Source organism: Micromonospora sp. NPDC047134 (assembly GCF_040643455.1).
Taxonomy (GTDB): Bacteria; Actinomycetota; Actinomycetes; order Mycobacteriales; family Micromonosporaceae; genus Micromonospora.
In genome coordinates, this window is sequence record NZ_JBEYUI010000001.1 from 562,972 (window position 1) to 584,858 (window position 21,887).

At 71.4% G+C, this 21,887-nt stretch carries 17 protein-coding genes; 16 read left to right on the top strand and 1 reads right to left on the bottom strand.

What is annotated here, in order from left to right:
- Positions 1-61: 61 nt before the first annotated feature.
- Positions 62-1,207, bottom strand: a complete 1,146-nt coding sequence (locus ABZ795_RS02470) for a geranylgeranyl reductase family protein (protein WP_357528170.1) — start codon at positions 1,205-1,207, stop codon at positions 62-64.
- 135 nt (positions 1,208-1,342) lie between these two features.
- Between ABZ795_RS02470 and ABZ795_RS02475 the strand changes: the two genes are divergently transcribed.
- The 16 genes from ABZ795_RS02475 (at position 1,343) to ABZ795_RS02550 (ending at position 21,880) form a co-directional block, all read left to right on the top strand.
- A complete protein-coding gene (locus ABZ795_RS02475) occupies positions 1,343-1,579 on the top strand; it encodes a hypothetical protein (protein ID WP_327025880.1) in 237 nt (78 codons plus the stop codon).
- Positions 1,576-3,051: an MFS transporter gene (locus tag ABZ795_RS02480; RefSeq protein ID WP_357528173.1), complete on the top strand. Its 1,476-nt coding sequence runs from the start codon at positions 1,576-1,578 to the stop codon at positions 3,049-3,051. The genes ABZ795_RS02475 and ABZ795_RS02480 overlap by 4 nt, the downstream gene beginning before the upstream one ends.
- Positions 3,052-3,367: 316 nt before the next feature.
- Positions 3,368-6,451 carry a BTAD domain-containing putative transcriptional regulator gene (locus tag ABZ795_RS02485; RefSeq protein ID WP_357528175.1) on the top strand — a complete coding sequence of 1,028 codons (3,084 nt, stop codon included), beginning with the start codon at positions 3,368-3,370 and terminating at the stop codon, positions 6,449-6,451.
- Positions 6,452-6,609: 158 nt separating this feature from the next.
- The gene (locus ABZ795_RS02490; RefSeq protein ID WP_357528176.1) at positions 6,610-9,132 is read left to right on the top strand and encodes a RiPP maturation radical SAM C-methyltransferase; all 2,523 of its coding nucleotides are present in this window, start codon (positions 6,610-6,612) and stop codon (positions 9,130-9,132) included.
- Between the two features lie 92 nt (positions 9,133-9,224).
- Positions 9,225-9,944, top strand: a complete 720-nt coding sequence (locus ABZ795_RS02495; protein ID WP_327025877.1) for an SDR family oxidoreductase — start codon at positions 9,225-9,227, stop codon at positions 9,942-9,944.
- Positions 9,941-10,912, top strand: coding sequence for a hypothetical protein (locus tag ABZ795_RS02500; RefSeq protein WP_327025876.1), 972 nt, complete (start codon positions 9,941-9,943; stop codon positions 10,910-10,912). Before ABZ795_RS02495 ends, ABZ795_RS02500 begins: the two co-directional genes overlap by 4 nt.
- Entirely contained in the window at positions 10,909-12,030 is a 1,122-nt protein-coding gene (locus tag ABZ795_RS02505) for an AMP-binding protein (protein WP_357528179.1), read from the top strand. Before ABZ795_RS02500 ends, ABZ795_RS02505 begins: the two co-directional genes overlap by 4 nt.
- Positions 12,027-13,379: a hypothetical protein gene (locus ABZ795_RS02510; protein ID WP_357528181.1), complete on the top strand. Its 1,353-nt coding sequence runs from the start codon at positions 12,027-12,029 to the stop codon at positions 13,377-13,379. The genes ABZ795_RS02505 and ABZ795_RS02510 overlap by 4 nt, the downstream gene beginning before the upstream one ends.
- Positions 13,379-14,680, top strand: a complete 1,302-nt coding sequence (locus ABZ795_RS02515) for a hypothetical protein (RefSeq protein ID WP_357528183.1) — start codon at positions 13,379-13,381, stop codon at positions 14,678-14,680. The genes ABZ795_RS02510 and ABZ795_RS02515 overlap by 1 nt, the downstream gene beginning before the upstream one ends.
- Complete coding sequence (locus tag ABZ795_RS02520; protein WP_357528185.1) at positions 14,677-16,344, top strand: prenyltransferase/squalene oxidase repeat-containing protein; 1,668 nt, start codon at positions 14,677-14,679, stop codon at positions 16,342-16,344. The genes ABZ795_RS02515 and ABZ795_RS02520 overlap by 4 nt, the downstream gene beginning before the upstream one ends.
- A 5-nt stretch (positions 16,345-16,349) precedes the next feature.
- Positions 16,350-16,736 (top strand): hypothetical protein, encoded by a 387-nt coding sequence (locus ABZ795_RS02525; protein ID WP_357528187.1) that lies wholly within the window; start codon positions 16,350-16,352, stop codon positions 16,734-16,736.
- Positions 16,737-16,750: 14 nt separating this feature from the next.
- On the top strand, positions 16,751-17,035 hold the full coding sequence (locus ABZ795_RS02530; protein WP_327025870.1) for an acyl carrier protein: 285 nt from the start codon (positions 16,751-16,753) through the stop codon (positions 17,033-17,035).
- Positions 17,032-18,048 carry a class I adenylate-forming enzyme family protein gene (locus ABZ795_RS02535; protein ID WP_357528189.1) on the top strand — a complete coding sequence of 339 codons (1,017 nt, stop codon included), beginning with the start codon at positions 17,032-17,034 and terminating at the stop codon, positions 18,046-18,048. The genes ABZ795_RS02530 and ABZ795_RS02535 overlap by 4 nt, the downstream gene beginning before the upstream one ends.
- Positions 18,038-19,261 (top strand): 3-deoxy-7-phosphoheptulonate synthase, encoded by a 1,224-nt coding sequence (locus ABZ795_RS02540; RefSeq protein WP_357528191.1) that lies wholly within the window; start codon positions 18,038-18,040, stop codon positions 19,259-19,261. The genes ABZ795_RS02535 and ABZ795_RS02540 overlap by 11 nt, the downstream gene beginning before the upstream one ends.
- The gene (locus ABZ795_RS02545; protein WP_327025867.1) at positions 19,258-20,535 is read left to right on the top strand and encodes an MFS transporter; all 1,278 of its coding nucleotides are present in this window, start codon (positions 19,258-19,260) and stop codon (positions 20,533-20,535) included. The genes ABZ795_RS02540 and ABZ795_RS02545 overlap by 4 nt, the downstream gene beginning before the upstream one ends.
- A 13-nt stretch (positions 20,536-20,548) precedes the next feature.
- Positions 20,549-21,880 (top strand): ATP-grasp domain-containing protein, encoded by a 1,332-nt coding sequence (locus ABZ795_RS02550; RefSeq protein WP_357528194.1) that lies wholly within the window; start codon positions 20,549-20,551, stop codon positions 21,878-21,880.
- The last annotated feature ends 7 nt before the right edge of the window (positions 21,881-21,887 follow it).

Below are 21,887 nucleotides of genomic sequence, written 5' to 3' on the forward strand. Positions count from 1 at the left end.
CACCCGTAGGGCATCCTAGGATACTGGGTGGCAGCGGGAGGGCCGGACGACAGCGGACGGGTCAGGGGCGGTGGGTGCGGGGGCCGGGCAGGTGGGCGGCCAGGGCCAGGGCGGCGCGTACCGGCAGCCCGTCGACCAGTTGGCCGAAGTCGCCGTGGCCCTGGCAGAACCGGGTGAAGGCCCGCCAGCCCGGCGGGGTACCGACCGTCAGGTGCAGGATCTCCGGCCGCCGGGAGAAGACCTCCAACAGCCGGTACCCGGCCCGGATGGAGGGCACCAGTCGCTGCTGCACCGCCCGTTCGTAGCCGGCCAGGTCGGCCTCGGCGACCGCCTCACCGGCCAGTTCACCGGAGCGCAGGGCGTAGCTGATCCCCTCCCGGCTCCAGGGTTCCAGCAGGCCGGCGGCGTCCCCGGCGACCAGGACCCGGCCCCGGCGCAGCGGTGAATCCTCGGCCCGGCAGCGGGTCAGATGCCCGGTGTCGTGGGTCGCCGGCAACCCGGCCAGGCCCAGCCGCTGGACGAACCCCCGCAGATAGTCCCGGGTCCGCTCCCCCTCACCCCGAGCGGCGATCACCCCCACGGTCAGCCGGTCGCCCTTGGGGAAGACCCAGGCGTACGAGCCCGGCAGGGGTCCCCAGTCGAGCAGCATCCGCCGCCGCCACCGGGCCTGCTGCTCCGGCGGCACCGGCAGTTCCAGTTCCAACCCCAGATCCACCTGCCGGTACCGCACCCCGACATGGCGGGCGCTGACCCCGGAGGAGCCGTCCGCGCCGACGACCGTCCGCGCCAGGACCGTGGTGGCGTCGGCCAGCCGCAGTCGTACGCCGTCGGGGGTCTGCTCCAGGGCCCGCACCGTGACCCGCTCGCGGACCTCGGCTCCGGCGGCCACCGCGGCGGCGCGCAGCCGATCGTCGAACTCGTCCCGGCGCACCATGCTGACCAGCCGACCGGGCCGGTGCCGCCGGGTGATCGGACGGCGCCCGCGCAGGGTGAAGGTGACCTGGTCGACCACGTCCTGCACGGGCACCTCGATCCGGGTGGCCACGGCCGCCACGGAGGTACCGGTCAATCCGCCACCGCAGGTCTTGTAGCGCGGATGGGCGGCCCGTTCCAGGACCAGGGTGCGCACCCCCCGCCGGGCGGCGGCGTAGGCGGCCGACAGTCCGGCGGGACCACCACCGATCACTGCGAGTTCCCAGACGGTCACCGAAGCAGCGTAGGTCACCGTGGGTGGTCGCGGGGACGGCGAACCACCGGCCGGAGTGGGGGCATCATCGGTCCCGCAGCGGGTATCCGCGCGGCGCACACCGCCTGGCAGGCGGATCGGCGTGAGGAGGACACCATGCAGCAGGTGCAGCTGTCGGACGTCGAGGCTCGGGTGTACGACGCGGTGGCGGCCCTGGAGGCACGCGGACAGGTCCCGTACCCGGACATGATCGCTGCGGAGTGCGGCCTGACCGAGGAGCAGTTGCAGACCCCCCTGCATCTGCTCACCGAGAAGAACCTGCTGCACCGGGAGGATTCGCCGATGGCCGGATTGGACTTCGGTCCCCGGTTCTGCGCCCAGCAACTGAGGTGACCGAGGCCGTCGGAGGGCACCATCGGCGGGCCGGGTCCGACCGGCCTTCGACGGTTGAGGAGTCGTACCAGGGGCCCCGGCGTTGGCAGGCCCTCGGGGTCGGACTGGTCGCGGCCTTCATGACGCTGCTGGACGTCAGCATCGTCAACGTGGCCCTGCCCTCGCTGGACCGGGCCCTGAACGCCAGCCCGGCCGACCTGCAATGGGTGCTGTCCGGGTACGCCCTGACCTTCGGCCTGGTGCTGGTGCCGGCGGGCCGGTTCGGCGACGTGCACGGCCGCCGCACCGCCTTCGTGTTCGGCATCGCCCTGTTCACGGCGACCAGCGCGGTGGCCGGGCTGGCCCAGTCCCCCACCTGGCTGGTGATCGCCCGACTCCTCCAGGGGGCCGCTGCGGGTCTGGTCAACCCGCAGGTGACCGGCATGATCCAGCAGCTGTTCCAGGGACCGGAACGGGCCCGGCCCTTCGGCCTGCTCGGGGCCACCATCGGCATCTCCACCGCGGTGGGTCCCCTGCTCGGCGGCCTGTTGATCGCCGCCGGTGGGCCTCAGCACGGCTGGCGGTGGGTCTTCTTCGTCAACGTCCCGGTCGGGGTCATCGCGATGATCCTGGGCTGGCGGCTGATCCCGCACCGGCCGGTCGGCCAAGCGGTCCGCCGGCGGGCGGACCCGGTCGGGGTACTGCTGCTCGGCACCGGGGTGACCCTGGTGCTGCTGCCGTTGGTGCAGCGGGAGCAGTGGCGGGGGGCGGCCACCTGGCTGCTGCTGCCCGCCGGCCTGGTCACCCTGGCCGGCTTCGCCCTCTGGGAGCGCAGGTACGCCCGGCAGGGCCCGCCGCTGTTCGACGTGGGCCTGTACCAGGTCCGGTCGTACGCCCTGGGCTCGCTGATCGCCCTGCTCTACTTCGGTGGGTTCACCGCGATCTTCTTCATCTTCACCCTGTACCTGCAGACCGGGCTCGGCTACAGCGCCCTGGTCGCCGGTCTGGCCATCACCCCCTTCGCCCTGGGCTCGGCCGCGGCTTCGGCGATCGGGGGTCGGATCGTCAACCGGTTCGGCCGGCCCCTGGTCGCCACCGGGCTGCTCGCCGTGGTGGTCGGGCTGGCCCTGGTGGCGCTGGTGATCGAGCTGGCCCCCCGAGCCCCGGTGCCCTGGGTGACGGCCGCTCCCCTGCTGCTGGCCGGGCTCGGCAGCGGCCTGGTGATCGCCCCCAACCAGACCTTGACCCTGTCCCAGGTGCCGGTGGCGCAGGCCGGCAGCGGGGCGGGGATGCTGCAGACCGGTCAGCGCATCGGAGCGGCGGCCGGCATCGCCGTTGTCGGGGCGGTCTTCTTCTCGGTCGTGGGCAGCGACGACGCCTGGGCGACGGCCTTCGAACGCTCCTTGTTGGTCTCCGCCGGGATCATCCTGTTGGCTCTGCTGGCCGCCCTGGTCGACATCTTCCGCCACCACCGCCGGGGCCCGGTCAGATGACGCAGTGCCTCCTGACCCGGCCGGGCGGTCGACGAGTTGTTGAAGTGCGGGCGACAATTGTCAGGCAGTAAGTTGAAATCTGGCGGTACTCCCGACTAATGCGATATCGCCGGTTGATCGGCTCGTGTCGTGGCGCCACAGTCGACCCACTCAGCAATGCACTAAGGGTACCCAGGCATTATGTGCGGCAACTCGTCGTACATTGGACACGTTGAATTGCTGACTGTAGAGTCGCCAACAGGTCCAGTAGCGCCGCCGCCCGGGGCATGCATATCCAGACTGACGGTCATCCATTATGTCTCGGAACGCAGGGGAAATGCTCGAATTCCGTGTGCTCGGCCCCGTAGAAGTATGGCGTGACGGTGAGGCGGTAGAGCTTAGCGGCCGCAAGATGCGGGCCATGCTGGCCACCCTGCTGCTGTCCGCCAACAAGGTGGTGGTGACGGAGCGGCTGGTCGCCATGCTCTGGGGCGAGCGACCCCCGCCCACCGCCGTCGCCCAGCTGCACAAATACGTCTCCCAGCTACGCACGAAGCTCGGCCCGGAGTGCGTGGTGCGCCATGGCGCCGGTTATCAACTGCGCATCGGGCAGAACGTGCTCGACCTGCACGTCTTCGAGCGTCTGGTACGCACGGCGCGGGCGGCGCTGGAGGCCGGTCGGCCGGCGGAGGCGGCCGGGGAGATCGGTGCCGCACTGGCCCTGTGGCGCGGTGAGCCGATCGCCGACGTCACCGAACATCTGATCGGCGCCGAAGCGGCAGCCCTGGCCGAGAAACGGCTGGCCGCCATGATGGACAAGATTGAAATCGACCTGGCCCAGGGACGGCACGCCGAGGTGATCGGCGAGTTGCAGTCGCTGTTGCCCCGGCATCCGCTCAACGAGAACCTGCGCCGATATCTGATTCTGGCCCTCTACCGGGCCGGTCGGGTCGGTGAGGCGCTATCGGCCTACCATGAGGCGCGCACCTGCCTGGCCGAGGAGTTGGGCCTGGATCCGGGGCCGGAACTTCAGGCGTTGCACGAGGCCATGCTGATCGGGGACTCGGGGCTGCACCAGGCCGGCCGGGTGACACGGCCCGCTGCCGCCGCCTCCCCGGCACAGTTGCCGCTGTCGATAGCGGACTTCACCGGCCGGGCGGACACCCTGCGACAGATCTGCCGACAGCTCACCACGGGCGACGACGAGGCCGTGGTGATCGTCGCGGTCAGCGGCAAGGGTGGTGTCGGCAAGACCACGGTGGCCGTGCAGGCGGCACGCAAGATCGTCGACTCGTACCCGGACGGTCAGCTCTACCTGTGGCTGCGCGGCACCGACCCCCGTCCCCTGGAGCCACTGTCCGCCCTCCAGCGGTTCCTGCGGGCCCTCGGGGTGGAGGACTGGACCATCCCCGACACGGTCGACGAGTGCGCCGAGATGTACCGCAGTTGCCTGGCCGGCCGACGGGTGCTCATCGTGCTCGACGACGCTGCGGACGAGGCACAGATCCGCCCGCTGCTACCCGGCTCACCCACCTGCGCGGTGCTGGTGACCAGCCGGCCCCGGCTGGTCGGCCTGGAGGGGGCGCACTTCCACAACCTGGACGTGTTCACCGCCGCCGAATCGGTGGAACTGCTCACCCGCATAGCGGGTGAGCAACGACTGGGCGAGGACCATCGGACCGTACGACGGATCACCGCGCTCTGCGGCCACCTGCCGCTGGCGGTACGGATCGCCGCCGCCCGCATCGCCCAGAACGGACACGGTGATCTGACCCGGTTCGCCCGGCGGCTGGCCGACCGCCGCCGCCGGCTCGACGTGCTCGTGGTCGGCGATCTGGAGGTACGCGCCAGCCTGGCGATCGGATACCAGGGGCTGGGCCCCGCGGAGAAGAAGGCCTTCAGCCTGCTCGGCCTGCTCGACGCTCCGGACTTCGCGGCCTGGGTGGTCGCACCCCTGCTCGGGGTCACCCTCGACGAGGCCGAGGACCTCGTCGAGGAACTGGTCAACAGCCAGTTGCTGGACATCGTCGGCTACGACGCCGCCGGTCAGATCCGCTACCGATACCACGACCTGGTGCGGTTGTACGCCCGCGAACGGGCCGAGGCCGACCTACCGGACGAACAACGCAAGGTGGCCCTGTCGCGGGCCCTGGGGGCCTGGCTCACCCTGGTCGCCGAAGCCGACGAACGCTTCCACGGCACCCGGTTCCGGGGCTGGTCACCACGCCCCTTCGCGGACACGGCGTACCACGACCCCTTCGACCCGGGGTACATCGACCAGTTGCTGGCCGACCCGTTGGCCTGGTTCGAGACCGAGCGGGCGGCGCTGGTCGCCGGGGTGGCGCAGGCACACCTGGCCGGGCTCAGCCCGCTGGCCTGGGCGTTGGCCGAGTGCATGACGGAGTTCCTGGAACTGCGCCATCAGTACGCCGACTGGGAATCGGTGCACAGTCGAGCGCTGGACGCCTGCGTCGCGCAGGGCAACGAGATCGGCACCGCGATCACCCTGATGCGCCTGGCCCGGCTGCGCTTCATCCGCATGGACCGGCCCACCGCCATCACGCTGGTGCAACGGGCCGGCGGGATCCTGCAACGCATCGGGCACAAGGCGATCGAGGCGGAGGCCCATGTCATCCATGCCGCCGTCCGGCGGGCCAGTGGTGATCACGAAGACGCGCTGGACCTGGTGGAGCAGGCCATCGAACTGGCCCGGGCCGCCGACAACGCGGTGGCCGAGGCCCGCGCCACCCGGGAACTGGGCGAGATCCACTACGAGCTGAGTCACTGGGACGAGGCCGCCGAGGCCTTCCGGGTGGCGATCAAACTGGCCCGCCGCCTGGACAATCGGCGGGAGGAGGCGCTGTCCCTGCGCTGCCTCGCGATCGTCCTGCGTCATCGCGGGGAGTTGGAGGCCGCCCGGCGTACCGCCGAGGCGGCGCTGACCATCTTCCACGAGCTGGGCGACCGACCGTACGAGGCGTTCAGTTGTCTCACCCTGGGGTTGGTCCTGCTGCGGATGGGTGATCCCTCGGCGCGGCGCATCATCAGCGGGGGTCGGCGCCTGCTCGGCGAGATGAATCTGGGGTTCGGGTCCGGGGAGGCCCTCTGCGCCCAGGCCGCGCTGGACCTCGCCGACGGGCGTACGGCCGAGGGCCTGGACCGGCTGATCGAGTCGATCTCGATCCTGCGCAACGATCCCGTGCATCACGTACTGATCTCCGCCGTCGGCCTGCTCGGCCAGGCACTGGAGCGGATCGGTGAGGTCGAGACGGCGGCGGTCATCCGGCGCCGGGCCGAGGAACTGCCCGCCATGATCGGCGAACGGATACCGGCCGGGATCCTGGAGGTCGGCGCGTTACGTCCCCAGGAACGAGGGGGAAGCGCAGCGGAAGAATTCAGGGAAGCGGCGCACCTAGGGTGAGCCGACCAGCCAGTGGACCCAGGAGGCAGGCATGAAGAAGAAGACGATCCTGATCGACTACCGAGCCCGAGCCCGGGCCCGGCAGAGCCCGATGGCGATCATCGCCATCCAGACGGAGCGCAAGACCAAGTAGTCGTACGGCCGAAAGCACCTGGCGGATGGATCTTCTGCTCGTCACCATGCCGTGGGCGGCTCTCGACACCCCGTCGCTGGCCCTGGGGATTCTTCAGGTCGCGGCCCGGGACGCGGGGGCGACCGTCCACACCCGCTACGCCAACCTCGACTTCTTCGACTGGGCCGCACAGACCCTCGGACTGGACACCGAGGTCTACGACCAGTTGGCCACCCATTCCTACTTCGAGGGACACGGCGACTGGGTGTTCTCCGCCGTGCTGCACGACCGCCCGCACCATCGGGTGGCCGAGTTCCTGCGCCACGCGGAGGATCTGGACCAGCGGCAGCGGGACCTCGCCGTCGAGCTGCACCGGCGCAGCGGCGACTTCCTCGACGACCTGGCCGACGACATCGCCGCCAGCGGGCCTGCGGTGGTCGGTCTGACCACGACCTTTCAGCAGAACACCGCCTCCCTGGCGCTCGCCCGGCGGCTCAAGGCACGGGCACCGGAGATCACCATCGTGTTCGGGGGTGCCAACTGCGACGGCCGGCAGGGTGCGGCCCTGCACCGCAACTTCCCCTACGTGGACTACGTCGTGCGGGGGGAGGGCGATCGGGCCCTGCCCCTGTTGCTCGAGGTGATCGGCGGCACCGGTGACCCGGCCGGGGTGCCGGGGCTGTGCTGGCGCGATCGTGACGGGGCCAGCCGGGCAAACCCGCAGGCCCGGGTCCCGTTGCCCGCCCATCAGCTACCCGACCCGGAGTTCACGGCCTACTTCGACCGGCTGGAACACTCGGCGGTGCGACACCACATCGAGCCCAAGCTGGTGCTCGAAGGCTCCCGCGGCTGCTGGTGGGGCGAGAAGCACCACTGCACCTTCTGCGGACTCAACGGCTCCCTGATGCAGTTCCGCAGCAAGGATGCCGAGCGGTTCCTGCGGGAGATCCTCGACCAGGCCCGGCGACATCACCTGCTCGACGTGGTGGCGGTCGACAACATCCTGGACATGGGCTTCCTCCAGACCCTGCTGCCCGCCCTCGGCGACCACGACTACGACCTGCGCATCCACTACGAGATCAAGTCCAACCTCAGCTACCGCCAGCTACGGCTGCTAGCCGAGGCCGGTCTGGTGCAGGTGCAGCCCGGCGTCGAGAGTCTCAGCACCCGGGTGCTCAAGCTGATGGACAAGGGGGTGACCGGCTGCCAGAACGTCCGGCACCTGCGGGACGCGCAGTCGGCCGGGATCTGGGTGTCCTGGAACTACCTGTATGGCTTCCCCGGGGAGCACGAGAACGACTACCACCAGGTGATCGACCAGCTGCCGGCCCTGCATCACCTCGTGCCGCCGGAGGCGGTAACCCGGCTGGCGATCGAACGGTTCAGCCCGTACTTCGACCAGCCCGATCTGGGGTTCAGCGAGCCACGTCCGGCCGGGCACTACGCCCGGGTGTACGACCTGCCCGAGGCCGAGCTGCACGACCTGGCGTACCTGTTCGACGCCGCGCCCGCCGGCATCGCCGAGCCGACGGTCGAGCGGCTGCACCAGGCTGTCGCGCAGTGGCGCGCGGCGCACGACAGTGGACGGTTCACCCACTGCGACCTGGGACACAAGATCGTGCTGGTCAGCCGGCGGCCCGGTTTCGACTGGTCGGTGCACACCATCCACAACCCGGTCGAACTGGCCGCGTTCCGGCTGCTGGCCGATCCTCGCAGCGTCGCCTCGCTGGCCCGTCGCCTCACCGCCCAGGTCGGCGCGACCGTCACCGAGAGCCGGGTGGAACGACTGCTGGCGGACTGGCGGGAGGCCGGCATCGTCTACCACGACGCCGACCGCTGGGTCCATGTCGCCACCCTGGCCACCAACGGGGAACTGACCCGGCTGGCGCACCGCTCCCCCGGCCTGGTCCCGGCCGGCGTAGCCCCCGGGTCGGCGCCGGCCGGTACAGGCATCACCCTGCACCGGTGGCGCGACTACCACGGCCGGGCCGGGCGGCTGCCCGGCATGGACCTGGGCCGGATCCGGATCACCGGCAACGCTGCGGCGGAAGCGGCCGAGCTGTACCGGTCCGGGGTGCGGCGGGTGGCCCTGGTCGAGACGACCGACCTGACCGCGCAGGCCGATCCGGCGACGGCGGTACTCGCGCTGGAACTGGTGCGGGAGCTGACCGCCTGGGGCGTGGTGGTCGACTGGCGGCTGCACCTGGACCCGGGCGGACCACCGGCCGCGCTCACCCATCTGCATCCCCCGGCGGAGATCGTCGGCGCCGCCACCGAGCAGCGTGTGAGCTGGGTAGACGGCTTCTTCCTCGGCCGGCTCTCCTACCGGCAGGGGCCGGGCTTCCTGGAGATCCGCGACCATCGCGAGGGGGTGCTCAACCGCATCATCGTCGACGATCCGGCCTACCTCGACGCCATCGGCAGGCTGGTGCGTGACCCGGCCGCCCGGGTGTCCGCCCCAATCCTGTCCGAGCTGGCCGCCGAGTCCCTGATTCTGGCCGTCGGTGACCGGCACTGGTGGGCGCCGTACCGGCCGCGCCGCTGGCCACAGCCGCCCTTCCAGGTCTGATCCGCGCCCGGAAGCGGACCGGAAGGTTCTGGGAAGCGCCCCTCACAAGCCTGGTTCCCGACACCAGCGATGACCGGTGAAGGGATTCGGGGATGCCCAGGGTTGTGGTAGTGAGCGGCGGCGGTACCGGCATCGGGCGGGCGATCGCCAGCCGGTTCGCCGCGGACGGTGACGAGGTGTACGTGCTCGGCCGCCGCCGGGAACCGCTCGAGAAGCTGGCCGCGGAACACCCCAACGTGCGTGCCGTACCGGTGGACCTGACCGTGGCGGCCGACCTGCTGGAGGCCGCCCGGACCATGCCCACCGCGGTCGACGTTCTGGTCAACAACGCCGGTGGCATCGTCGACGACCCGGGGCCCGGTACCGAGGGGGTGTTCGCCGGCTACCAGCTGACCATCGAGGCCAACCTGCTGTCCGCGATGATGCTCACCGACGCGTTGTGGCCGGCGCTGCGCCGCCCCGGCGGCCGAGTCGTCAACATCAGTTCGATCGCCGCCCACCGGGGTGGCGGGGACGCCTACGCCGCGGCCAAGGCCGGGCTGCTCGGCTGGGGCTTCGGGCTGGCCCGCAAGGGCGGCCCGGACGGCATCACCGTCAACGCGGTGGTGCCCGGCTACGTGCAGGACACCGAGTTCTTCAACGAACGCGGTCGCTCCGCCCGACACGACCAACTGGTCGCGGAGACCCTGCTGGGCCGGGCCGGCACCCCGGAGGACATCGCCGCCGCCGTACGATTCCTGGCCGGCTCCGAGGCCTCCTGGATCACCGGGCAGGTCCTCGGGGTCAACGGCGGCGCCCTGTTCGGGCGATGAGCATGATCCGCAAGCGGATCCTCTACCTGTTTCCGGACCGTTCCTCCGCCCAGGCCCGGCGCTGGGAACACGAGGAATTCTGGCCCACCTACCGACGGGCCGCCGCCGAGGCCGGCATGGACTTCGCGGTGGCCGACCCGGAACACGTACTGATCGCCGGCGACACGGCGTACTGGCGGGACGAGCCGCTGGACCCGGCCCGGGACATCGTGGTCTACGACGCCCGTACCGAGCCGGTGCACGAGCCGGCGTTGTGGTGGGGGCTCAGCCTCACCCGCTGCCTGCAGGCCCTCGGCTTCTGGCTGGCCATCCCCCTGGACCAGGCGGTGCTCACCAACGACAAGTTCGCCACCGCCCGGGAACTGGCCGACTCCCCCGTGCCGGTCATCCCCTCCGTGCGGGTCAACACCGGTCGTGACGTGGATCGGCTAGGGCACCAGAACCTGGTGCCGGACTCCTGGTTCCCGGTCTTCGTCAAACCGGTGTCCTGGGGGCGGGGCCTGGGCTGTGTCCGCTGCCCGGACCGGGCCACCCTGGACGCGGTGCTCGGACTGGCCTCCGGCAGCGCGGCGAGCATGCTGGTGCAGCCGTCGGTCGGCACGGTCGTCGCCGACCTGCGGGTGGTCGCCGTGGAGGGCGAGATCGTCGCCATGTACGACCGCATCCCCGGTTCGGACTCCCATGTCGCCAATGTCAGTCGCGGGGCCCGGGTCCAGGAACGCGACACCGTCGAGCAGTCCGTGCACGACCTCGTCGCCCTGGTGCACCGCAGGTTCGACCTCGCGTACGTCTGTGTCGACCTGCTCCGCACCGACTCCGGTCAGCTCTGGTTCTCCGAGCTGGAGGCCGACGGGGCGGTCACCGGCCTGTTCGGCGACCCCGAGGCGATCAAGCGGGTCGTCGGTGGGCGGTTCCGGGCCTACGCCGCACGTCATGACCGTCACTACCGCCAAGGAGCTGTCAGGTGACCCCGATCGGCAATTCACCCGTCGCCCTCACCGGCGACGACTCCCCGTGGACCCACACCGAGTTGGCCGCGCAGGCCGCAGCCCGGGCCCGGCGCGACGGCGGCCTGCTGGTGTGCAGCGGCGGCACCACCGGCACTCCCAAGATCACGGCCCTCTCCCCCGACCTCGGGGTGACCCGGGTGCTCGCCAGTTGGCAGCCGCTGGGCCCGGGTGACGTGCTGCTCAACCTGTTCTCGGTCGGCAAGATGTGGGGCGCCCAGTACTTCTACAACGCCTTCGCCCTGCGAAGTCGGGCCGTGGTGGCGCCGATGGGTGCGCTCAACCCCGCCGAGGTACGGCAATGGGCACCGGATCTGATCAACATGGGGGTCACCGCGATCGCCGGTGCCCCGAACGTGCTGGCCCACTTCGCCGACGCGGTGCGGGAGATCGGACTGTCCCTGCCGGTACGCGCGGCCCTGTGGTCCGGTGAGCCGATGACCGCCGCCCGGCAGCGGGCCATCCGCGCCGCCTTCCCCCAGGTCGGCTTCTGGGGGAACTACGGCTCGATCGAGACCTTCGTGATCGCCACCAGCGGCCCCCGATGCCGCCTCGGCGCGATGCACCTGTTGCCCGATCAGGTCATCGAGCCCGACGAGGGGGGCGCCCTGCTGACCCGCCACGGGGAGGGCTGGCCGACCGACGCCCGCCGGTTCCGGCTCGGCGACCGGATCGCCGCCACCGGTTGCCCCTGCGGGGAGGCCGATGCCATCGAGGTGCTGGGCCGGGCCGACGACAACTTCAAGCTGGGCGGCGGCATGATCTCGGCCGGGGTGCTGCTGCGCAACGCCGCCGGCCTGGACGGTGTGGAGGACGTCCAACTGGTGCTGTACCGCGATCCCCGGGTGCCGGCCGCCGTGGTCGGCCTCCGGCTGCGCTACACCGGCCCCAACCCCGACGCCGAGGGCATCCGTGAGCAGCTCGTTCAGGGGTACGAGGACCTGGAGGTGGTGAACCGGCACAGCCCGGAGGCGGTGGTCGTCGAACGGGTGAGCGCGGTGACGCGGCATCCCGCCACCGACAAGGTGGTGCCGGTGCTCTGGGAGAACGCCGAGGATCTGGCCGGGGTGGCGTCGTGATCGACAATGCGCCGACCCGGGCCTTCCTGGCTCCGCACCGGGGGGCCAGCCGCGCCCTGGACACCGAACTGCCCGGCTACCAGCGCTTCCGATCGTGGTTCACCCGGCCCCTGCTGACCCGACCGGTCTTCCTGGACGCCGAACAGACCCGCACCCTCGATCACGACCTGCGCACCCTGCTGAGTGCCCTGCATGCGCTGCCTCAGCGACTGTTCGACGGCGACGAGACGGCCTTCGCCCGGGCGCTGGGCTGGCAGCAGCCCGGCGCGGCGCAGGCCCTGGCCTGCCTGTCCGGTCCGCCGGTGCCACTGGGCCGCGCCGACCTGGTGCGTACCCCGGAGGGTTTTCAGCTGGTGGAGTTCAACACCTCCAGCTCGCTGGGGTCCTTCGAGTTCGGCGAGCTGTGCCGGGCCACCCTCAGCGACCCCTCCTTCCAGGACTTCGCCGCGGACGAGCTGTACTACCTGGACCCCTTGGTCGAGATGAGCGACACCCTGACCCGGCTGGCCGGGCTGAGCCTCGCCGACCGACCCACGGTGGCCCTGGTCGACTGGGTCACCTCCCCGGTGGCCGTGAACGCCTCGCTCTTCATCGACCTGATGGTCGACCGGGGTTTCCGGGTGCTCAGCTGCACGGTGGACGACCTGGAGCTGACCTCGGCAGGGTTGACCGCGCGGGGTGAGCGCATCGACGTGGTCTACCGCACCTTCCTGCTCAAGACCGCCGCCGAGGATCCGGAGGCCGGGCGGCGGCTGGCCGTGCTGGAGCAGGCCGTACGCACCGGCGCGGTCACCGTCTTCACCCCGCTGAACGCGGACCTCTACGGCGCCAAGGCGGCCCTGGCGATGCTCGGCGACCCGGTCCACGCCGACCGGTTCACCGATGCCGAGCGGGAGGTGATCGACCGGGTACTGCCCTGGACCCGGTCGATGACCGACGCCGAGAAGACTCCGGCCCCGGATTCGGGTTCGCTGGCGGACTTCGTCCGCAAGCACCGCGGGGACCTGGTGCTCAAGCCGAGCATCGGGCACGCCGGGCAGGGGGTGGTGGCCGGTTGGCTGGTGTCGCAGGAGCAGTGGGAGTCCCTGGTGGAGACCGCCGACGCCGGTGACTACATCGTGCAGCGTAAGGCGGAGTCGGTGGCCGAGTTGTTCTATCCCAGGTCCGCCGAGGGCGATCCGTCGACCTGTCACCTGCACTGGGGCATGTTCGTCACCGGTTCCGGGCTCAGCGGCGGGTTCGTCAAGGGCCTGCTGGACCGGCCACAGGACATCCGGTTCCTCGGTGACGGCTCGCATGTCGGATGCATCTTCCATGCCACCTCGCACACAACCGGAGCCTCCTCATGATGATCAATTCGGAACAGCGGCTGGCCACGGTGCTGACGGCCACCCGCGAGCTACGCGAGCGGGGTGGGACCATCCCGGGAGCCGACTTCTACAGCGACAAGATCGCGGCGGTGTGGACCCGGGCACGCAACGCCCCGGCGTACGCCAAGCTCGGCGACTTCAGCTGGGAGGCCTTCACCGCCCTGGAGGTCACCCCGAAGAACCGGCTGAAGGAGGACCCCTGGGAGTTCTTCGCCGCCACGGTCGACGACGGCATCAAGTACTACGAGACCACCGGCACCACCGGGCAGGCCACCCCGACCCCCCGGCTGGTCGACGACCTGGTGTGGAACACCGTGTCGGTCGCCCAGGCCTGGCAGGGCATGTTGCGCGAGGACGATCGGGTGCTCAGCCTGCTGCCCTCGGACATCGTTCCGGTCGGCGACCTGGTCGCCACCGTCTGCGAACACCTCGACCTGCTGCACGCCCGGGCCTACCCCTTCGCCACCGGGATCTCCGACTGGGACCGGCTGGCCAGTCTGTGGACCACCCTCCGACCCACCGTGCTGTTCCTCGCACCCGGGGTGGCGTTGCAGCTCACCCGGCTGTTCAAGCAGCGCGGGCTGCTGACCGAACTGCGCGCCTCGGTACGCACCATCATGCTGCTCGGCGAGGTCAGCGTGCCGGCCATGCGGGCCCGGCTGGGCCAGTGGTGGGGTGCCACCGCGTACAACGCCAGCTACGGCAGCACCGAGACCGGCACCCTGGCCGCCGCCTGCCGGCACGATCGGCTGCACCTGCTGACCGCGGCCAACTACTGCGAACTGCTCACCGCCGAGGGCCTGACCGACGCGCACCGACCGGGCACCGGTCGGCTGGTGGTCACCCCACTGAACCTGCACGCCCGCCCCCTGCTGCGCTACGACACCGGCGACGACGTGGTGATCGGCACCGACTGCCCGTGCGGCACGGCCACCCCGGACGTGACCGTGCTCGGGCGGGGCACCGACGGCATACAGATCCGGGACGTCACCATCACCCCGCACCTCGTGGAGCAGGTCGTGTACGGCCAGACCACGGCGACGGGCTACCTGCTGGAGGTGGCGCCCGACCGGCTCCGCCTGCTGCTGGAACGGGACGTCGACGCCGACCGGGAGACCGAGCCGGAGCGGGCCGCCGCCGTACGCGAGGCCTTCCGGGACCGGTTCGGACTCGACGACACCGAGGTGCTGTTCCTCAACTCGCTACCCAGCACCACCAAGAGCGGCGGATCCCAGAAGAGCTGGAAACGCTCCAACATCCGGATCCTGGAGGCCTCGTGACCGCCCCCGCGACCACCTGGGCCCCGCCGGTGACCGGCGACCCCGACCTGTGGTGCACGTACGCCGCCGTACGCACCCTGGCCTGGCTGGGGCGGGCCGGACAGACCCCCGCAGCGGCGGGCACCGCCGACTTCGTACGCGCACGCCGCAACCCGGACGGCGGCTACGGGTGGAGCAAGGGGATGCCCTCGGACGCCTGGGCCACCTTCTACTGCACCTCCACCCTGACCGATCTGGGCCAGCCCCTGCCGGAGATGGCCGACACCGCGCGCTGGCTGACCGGCACCTGGTCCGGGGAGGCGTACGCGATGACCCCCGGGCAGGAACCGGAGGCGTGGGCCACCCACTTCTCGACCCGTACCGCCATCGAGGTCTGTGGCGGCGTGCCGGACGCCCGGCGCCTGCTGTCCTGGCTGGCTGCCCTGCAGACCCGCGACGGAGGGCTGGGCTGGACCCCGGGGCACGCCGCGGCGGGTGAGGCCGACGTGCGGGCCGTCTACTACGGGGTGGCCGCCTGGCGGGCGCTGCACACCCGACACCCGAACCCACCACCGTGGGATGTGCCGGCCCTGCTGAACTGGCTGCAGCGGCGGCAGTCCCCCTCCGGGGCCTTCCGGTTCGACGCCGAAGCGGACACCGACTGCATGTGGGCGACCTACCGGGCGGTCGCGGCGCTGGGCATGCTCGACGCCCGTCCGAGGATCGACCCGGTCGGCTGGATCACCGGTCAGCGGCTGCCGGACGGGGCCTTCACCCGGTGGCCCGGCTACCCGGTGGCGGACGTCTGGGCCTCCTTCTGCGCGGTCGGTGCCCTGCGCCAACTCGGCCCCGTGCCACCCGGGACGGCCGAGGCGGTGCACCGACGTATCGCGGAACTGAGCTGCCCCGGCGGCGGCTTCACCTACCGGGAGCCGCGCCTCGCCGCGGACGCGTTGACCGTCGCGGCGACCGCACTGACCACGGACGACGACGCCGACGCCGCCGAGCTGCGCCGGTGGTTGGAGAGCTGCCGACTGCCCAATGAGGGCGGCATCATGTACATGCCCGGCCGAGGGGCGGAGATCCGCTGCACCATGTGGGCCCTGGCGGCCGGCGCCTTCGCCGAGGACCCGGTCACCCGCACCCGGATCGGGGACTGGCTGGCCGGCCTGCAGAACCCCGACGGTGGATTCGGATTCTGGCACGGACGCGGCTCCGACCTGGTCTCCACGGCCGCCGCGGTGGGCATCGCCGAACTGACCGGCGCCGGCCGGGTGTCGGTCGAACGGGTCGCGGGGTACGCCGCCGCGGCACCGGCGCAAGGGCTGCGTCCGGGGTTGCAGCAGGCCCGCATCCTGGCCTGGGCCGGGCACCCCGAGCCGCACCGGGTCCAGGCGCTGCTGGACACCCACCGGGTACGCGGGGGCGGCTGGGCCGGGCAGGGCAACCGGATGCCGGACCTGCTCTCCACCTACGAGGCGGTCCTCACCGCCGGGCGGTTCGGTATCGGGGTGGACCCCGGGCCGCTGGCCGCCTTCCTGGACCGCACCACCAGCGCCGCCGGGGTGGCCTGGAGTCCACTGGCCCCACCCGGACCGGACCCCTTGGCCCGCTGCCTGCACGGGTTGCTCCGCCGCCGGCTGGCCGATCCGGGGTTCCGCCTGCCCGCCCTCACCCTGTCGTAGCCGACATGCCGACCATCATCATCGACACCCCGGCCACCGAGGTCGCCGCCCGCCGCTCGGTAGCGATCCGGTTGACCCGCTGGTTCGCCCAGCGGGGAGTGACACCGGCCCATGTGGTGCTGCGATTCACCCAGACCCCGCCCGGCACCGTGTTCAGTGGCGGCCTCCCGGTGGAGGCGCTGCCCGCCGAGGAGGGACCCTTCCGGCACGCCGCGGTGACCTGCTGTCTGGGTCCGGAGCGTGACGACGACTTCCGGACGGACCTGGCCACCGAGATAGCCGCGGCCCTGGGCCCGGTGTCCTTCCTGTACATCGAGTTCCGCCCGACCTCCCCCAGTCACGTATTCGTCCAGCGTGCCGGGCAGTTGACCCGTGCCGACCGGGCGTCCTAGCGAGAGAAGGTCCGATGAACACCGACGAGTTGCAGCAACAGATTCGGGCGGTCCTGCGGCGGACCATCGGCGAGCCGGTCGACAACCTGGGCCCGGACGACGACCTGGCCACCGCCCTGGGTAGCCGCTACGACAGCCTCACCGCCCTGGAGTGCATCAGCGCCATCGAGAGCAGCTTCGACATCGAGGTCGACTTCGTCGGCCAGGACGTCCGCTACTGGTTCGCCACCCTCGGCCGGATGACCACCTTCGTCCGTGACCAGTTGGAGGATCGGGCGTCACTGGGCGGTGTGAGATGACCACCGCCGCGGTGCCGCAGACGGCCTTCGCCACCTCCGGGCAGTCCGGGCAGCCGGGCGTCTGGTGGCGTACCCAGGAGCAGTTGCAGGCCGAGGTGGAGCTGCTGGCCCAGGTCATCGGCGCACCGTTCGACCGGGTGGTCACCTACGCCCCGACGGAACACCTCTACGGTCACCTCTTCGGGGTCCTGCTGCCGCAGCACCTGGGGGTACCGGTGCGGCACCTGTGGCAGAACCCCCTGGAACCCCCGAGCCTCGCCGACGACGAGCGGACCCTGCTGGTCTGTCTGCCCGCCACCTGGGTGCTGCTGCGCAGCCTGGTCGGGCGGCTGCGGGCCGCTCCGGCGGTGACCGCGGTGCACAGCAGCGGACCGATCACCCGGCACACCCGGCAGGTGCTGCGCGAGGTGGCGGGCGGCGCCTTCCAGGCGGTGGAGATCCTCGGCTCCACCGAGACCGGCGGGGTGGCCCACCGACGGCTCGCCCCCCGGCCGGCCACCCCCACCACCTGGACCCTGTTCGACGACGTCACCCTGGTCGGTGCGGGGACCGGAGAGCAGCCCCTGCGGGTGGCCAGCCCTCGGCTGGCTCGAACCCCCGCACAGACCCGGCCGCCGGCAACGCACACCATGGAGGATCTGGTGCGCCCGGTGGGAAGCCGACAGTTCGACCTGGTGGGCCGCGCCAGCCGCATGATCAAGGTGAACGGTCGGCGGGTCCGGCTGGAGGAGATCGAGAACAGCCTGCGGTCCGAGCTACCCACCACCGAGGTGGTCTGCGTACCCCGGGTCGACGACGTGCGGGCCGAACACTACGACCTGTACTACGCCGGCGGCTCCAGCCCGGAGACGGTGCACTCCGCGCTGCGTGCCGCGCTGCCCGGGGTGCCGCCGCCGCGGCTGGTGCAGGCGGTCGGACACATCCCGCGCGGCGTCACCGGCAAGGTCCGCCTGGACCGGCTGCTGGCCGAGGCCCGCAAGGAACCAGCGATTGGACGACCCGATGACCGATGAGCCCGGCACCTCGCTGCTCGAGGCGCCTCGCCCTCTCCCCGCTCAGCAGCCGCCCTGGGATCCCGGCACCGGGCTGCCCGCCGTACTGGACCGGTTGCGCGCCGAGGCTCCCCTGGTCACCTCGGCCTCCTGCTGTTCGCTGCACCGCGAGCTGGGTCGGGTGGCCGCCGGGGAGGCCCTGGTCCTCCAGGCCGGCGACTGCGCGGAACGGTTCGCCGACGCCACCGAGGAGCGGACCGCCGCCCGGATCGACCTGGTGGCGGCCCTGGCGGACATCATCGAGTACGGCACCGGCCGCCCGGTGGTCCGGATCGGACGGATGGCCGGCCAGTACGCCAAGCCCCGCTCCCAGGACTGGGAGCGCACCCCCGACGGGCAGTTGCTGCCGGTCTACCGGGGTGACGCGGTCAACTCACCGGAGCCGACCCCGGCCGCCCGGGTCAGTGACGCCCGTCGGCTGCTGGCCGCGTACGAGCACGCCGCCCGCACCCTGGACCACCTGTTCCTGGCCGATCTTCTGCCTACCCTGGGCGACGCCGACAGCGCCTTCTCCCTGACCTACACCGGGCACGAGGCGCTGCTGCTCGACTACGAGCAGGCCCTGGTCCGCGACGACGACCACCGTGGCGGCAGGTACGCCTCCTCCGGCCATTTCCTCTGGATCGGCGAGCGCACCCGACAGGCCACCGGGGCGCACATAGAGTTCGCCGAACAGATCAGCAATCCGGTCGGGGTCAAGGTGGGCCCGGACGCCGCCGGTACGGAGATCGCCGCCCTGACGGCACGACTCACCCGGGGACACGACCCGGGTCGGCTCAGTCTCATCGTCCGAATGGGCGACCGGGTCGGCACGGAACTGCCCCGCCTGTTGAAGGTGCTCGGCCCCGCCGCAGAGCGGGTGCTGTGGGTCTGCGACCCGATGCACGGCAACACCCGACGCAACCGGCACGGGCAGAAGACCCGGGTGGTGGCGGAGGTGATCCACGAGGTGCGGACCTTCCTCACCGTGCTGGGCGAGCACCGGCTGACCATGTCCGGGCTCCACCTGGAGACCACCCCGGAGCCGGTGGGCGAATGCGTCGACTCCGCCACCGAACTGGACGGGTACCTCGACCGGTACACCTCGGCCTGTGATCCCCGGCTGAACCCGAGTCAGGCCGAGCGGGTGGTCAGCGCCGCCGTCGAGGCCGGTTGGGGAAGGGGGGCGCGGTGACCAGCACCCTGCTCAACCCGCCCACTCCCAAGGGTGGCGGGCTGTGGCGGCACGCCGACTTCCGCAGGTACTGGGTGAGCCAGACCGTGTCGCGTACCGGCACCAATGTCGCCGAACTGGTGCTGCCGCTGGCGGCCATCACGATGTTCGACGCCAGTGCTCAGCAGCTCGGCTGGATCAACAGCGCCGCATTCGCGCCGTACCTGCTGATCTCCCTGTGGGCCGGGGTGTGGATCGACCGGCGGCGCAAGCGGTCCCTGCTGGTCACCGCCGAGATCGGCCGGGTCCTGGCGCTGGCCGCCATCCCGGCGCTGGCCCTGGCCGGACTGCTCCAGGTCAACATGCTGATCGTCGTAGCCTTCCTGCTGGGCGTCTGCGCCGTGCTGTTCGACGTGTCCGGATCGGCCTACCTGCCCTCCCTGGTCGGCCGGGACCAACTGCTCGACGGCAACAGCAAGCTCCAGGCCAGCATCGTGGTGACCAACTCCGGTGGGCCGGCCCTGGGCGGTGTGCTGGTACAGGTCCTGGCCGCACCGGTCGTGCTGGCGATGAGCGCGGTGGCCAGTCTGGTGTCGCTGGGCGCCCTGGCCGGCATCCGGCAGACCGAGCAGGCCCCGGCCAACCCGGAGGGCAGGCGCCGGACCCTGGCGGAGATCGGCGAGGCGTTGCGGTTCATCGCCCGCGACCGCTACCTGCGCTTCCTCACCGTACGGTCCGGGGTGAACAACCTGTTCTTCATCGCCCGCAACACCCTGCTGCCGCTGTTCATCATCCAGGTCCTGGATCTGGGCAGCGCCGTGCTCGGCCTGATCCTCGGGGTCGGCGCGATCGGTGCGCTGATCGGCGCCGGCCTGGCCAAGCGGCTCGCCGACCGGCTGGGCCCGGGACGGGTGATCGCGGTCGGCTACGGCGTGGCCTCGGTGGTGCAGATCCTGTTGCCGGCCGCCGGCGGCCCACCGGTGGTGGCGTTGGCCATCCTGCTGCCGATGTTCTTCGTCAGCGGCATGTTCATGACCGTCGGCAACACCAATGTGGCCACCCTTCAGCAGATGCTCATCCCGCGTCGCCAACTCGGTCGGGTGATCGCCGGGATGCGGACCGTGACCTGGGGCAGCATGCCGATCGGTGCGCTGCTCGGCGGCACCCTGGGCACCCTCATCGGGATCCGCGAGACCTTGATCATCACCGCCGTCGGCTTCTGCCTGTCCGCCCTCTGGATCGCCCTGTCCCCGATCGCCAAGCTGCGCGAGATGCCCGCCGCACCTCAAGACTGAATGGAGAGCCACCATGCCGCCGACGCGCCCCCTGTCGCCGCGCGCCTTCGTGCTCACCGGAGCGTTCCGGGTCATCTGCCGCAACCACCGTCTCCTGACCGAACTGGCCCGGCGGGACCTGCGCATCCTCGTGCTCTGCCCGGACACCTCGCGGGCGCAGGTCGAGGCGGTGCTCAGCCGGCCGGGCCCGGCCGCCGACCTGATCACCGAGGTCGCCTACGCGGCCGGGGCCATGGACCGGGAGTCCTCCTTCAACCCCGATGTGCTGGCGGTGCTGCAGGACTGGCGGGAACGCTACGAGGTGACCGGCCTGTACGCCATGGAGGAGACCCTGGTCGAACCCAGTGGCCTGGCCGCCGACATGCTCGGTCTGCCCTCCCCCGGGCTGCGCGCCAGCCGGGCCTGCCGCAGCAAGTACCTGCAACGCTGCTATCTGCCCGAGTTGAGCCCACCCTCGTTGACGGTGCCCGCGCACCGGCGGGCCACCGTCGACCTGCACGCCCTGAAATATCCGGTGGTCGTCAAGCCGACCGCCCGGCACGCCAGTTCGGGGGTCCTCGCCGCATACTGCCCGGAGGCGGTCGCCGACCTGCTCGGCGACTATCCCTCCCACGAGACCCTGCTGATCGAGCAACGGGTCGAGGGCCAGGAGTTCTCGGTGGAGTCGCTGGTGCAGCACGGCCAGGTGCGGTTCGCCGCGGTCACCCGCAAGGAGACCACCGAGACGCACGGACGCACCTTCGTGGAGCTGTCCCACACCATCCTGGCCGGTCCGGTGCGCATCGCCGGCCGGGAGGTGGGTGACCTGCTCACCGAGGCCAACCAGCGGATCCTGACCGGCCTGGCCTTCGCCGACGGCGTGACCCATTCCGAGTGGCGGGTCACCGAGGCCGGGGAGCCCGTCCTGATGGAGATAGCGGCCCGTACCCCGGGCGACGGCATCTCGTTGCTCTACCACCTGGCCTGCGGGGTCCCCCTGGAGGCACCCATCATCGGGATCGCGCTCGGCGAACAGGTCGACTACCCCCGGCCCCGGCGCTGGGCCCGCCAGGTCTACCTGGAACACCAGCCGGGGGTGCTGCGGGACGTCACCGTCGACTGGCCGGGCGAGCGGGTGCGCTGGATCGGCGAGGCCGACCTGTGGCCGACCGTGCGTCCCGGTGAGCCGGGTGACCCGCCGACCTTGCGGGCGGTGCTGGCGCTCAAGCCGCCCGGCGCCGAACTCGGCCCGCTGACCTGCTCGGACGACCGGGCGGTGACCTTCCTGATCGATGCCGACGACGAGGCCGGCCTCAACCGACTGGAGGAGCAGGTTCGGGCCGCGATCACCCTGACCGTCGAGTAGGAGCGAC

Excerpts from the sequence above, each read along its gene's own strand:
- ABZ795_RS02475 (WP_327025880.1), top strand. The coding sequence starts at position 1,343 with ATGCAGCAGGTGCAGCTGTCGGACGTCGAGGCTCGGGTGTACGACGCG.
- ABZ795_RS02485 (WP_357528175.1), top strand. The coding sequence starts at position 3,368 with ATGCTCGAATTCCGTGTGCTCGGCCCCGTAGAAGTATGGCGTGACGGT.
- ABZ795_RS02490 (WP_357528176.1), top strand. The coding sequence starts at position 6,610 with ATGGATCTTCTGCTCGTCACCATGCCGTGGGCGGCTCTCGACACCCCG.
- ABZ795_RS02495 (WP_327025877.1), top strand. The coding sequence starts at position 9,225 with ATGCCCAGGGTTGTGGTAGTGAGCGGCGGCGGTACCGGCATCGGGCGG.
- ABZ795_RS02500 (WP_327025876.1), top strand. The coding sequence starts at position 9,941 with ATGAGCATGATCCGCAAGCGGATCCTCTACCTGTTTCCGGACCGTTCC.
- ABZ795_RS02515 (WP_357528183.1), top strand. The coding sequence starts at position 13,379 with ATGATCAATTCGGAACAGCGGCTGGCCACGGTGCTGACGGCCACCCGC.
- ABZ795_RS02525 (WP_357528187.1), top strand. The coding sequence starts at position 16,350 with ATGCCGACCATCATCATCGACACCCCGGCCACCGAGGTCGCCGCCCGC.
- ABZ795_RS02530 (WP_327025870.1), top strand. The coding sequence starts at position 16,751 with ATGAACACCGACGAGTTGCAGCAACAGATTCGGGCGGTCCTGCGGCGG.
- ABZ795_RS02535 (WP_357528189.1), top strand. The coding sequence starts at position 17,032 with ATGACCACCGCCGCGGTGCCGCAGACGGCCTTCGCCACCTCCGGGCAG.
- ABZ795_RS02540 (WP_357528191.1), top strand. The coding sequence starts at position 18,038 with ATGACCGATGAGCCCGGCACCTCGCTGCTCGAGGCGCCTCGCCCTCTC.
- ABZ795_RS02550 (WP_357528194.1), top strand. The coding sequence starts at position 20,549 with ATGCCGCCGACGCGCCCCCTGTCGCCGCGCGCCTTCGTGCTCACCGGA.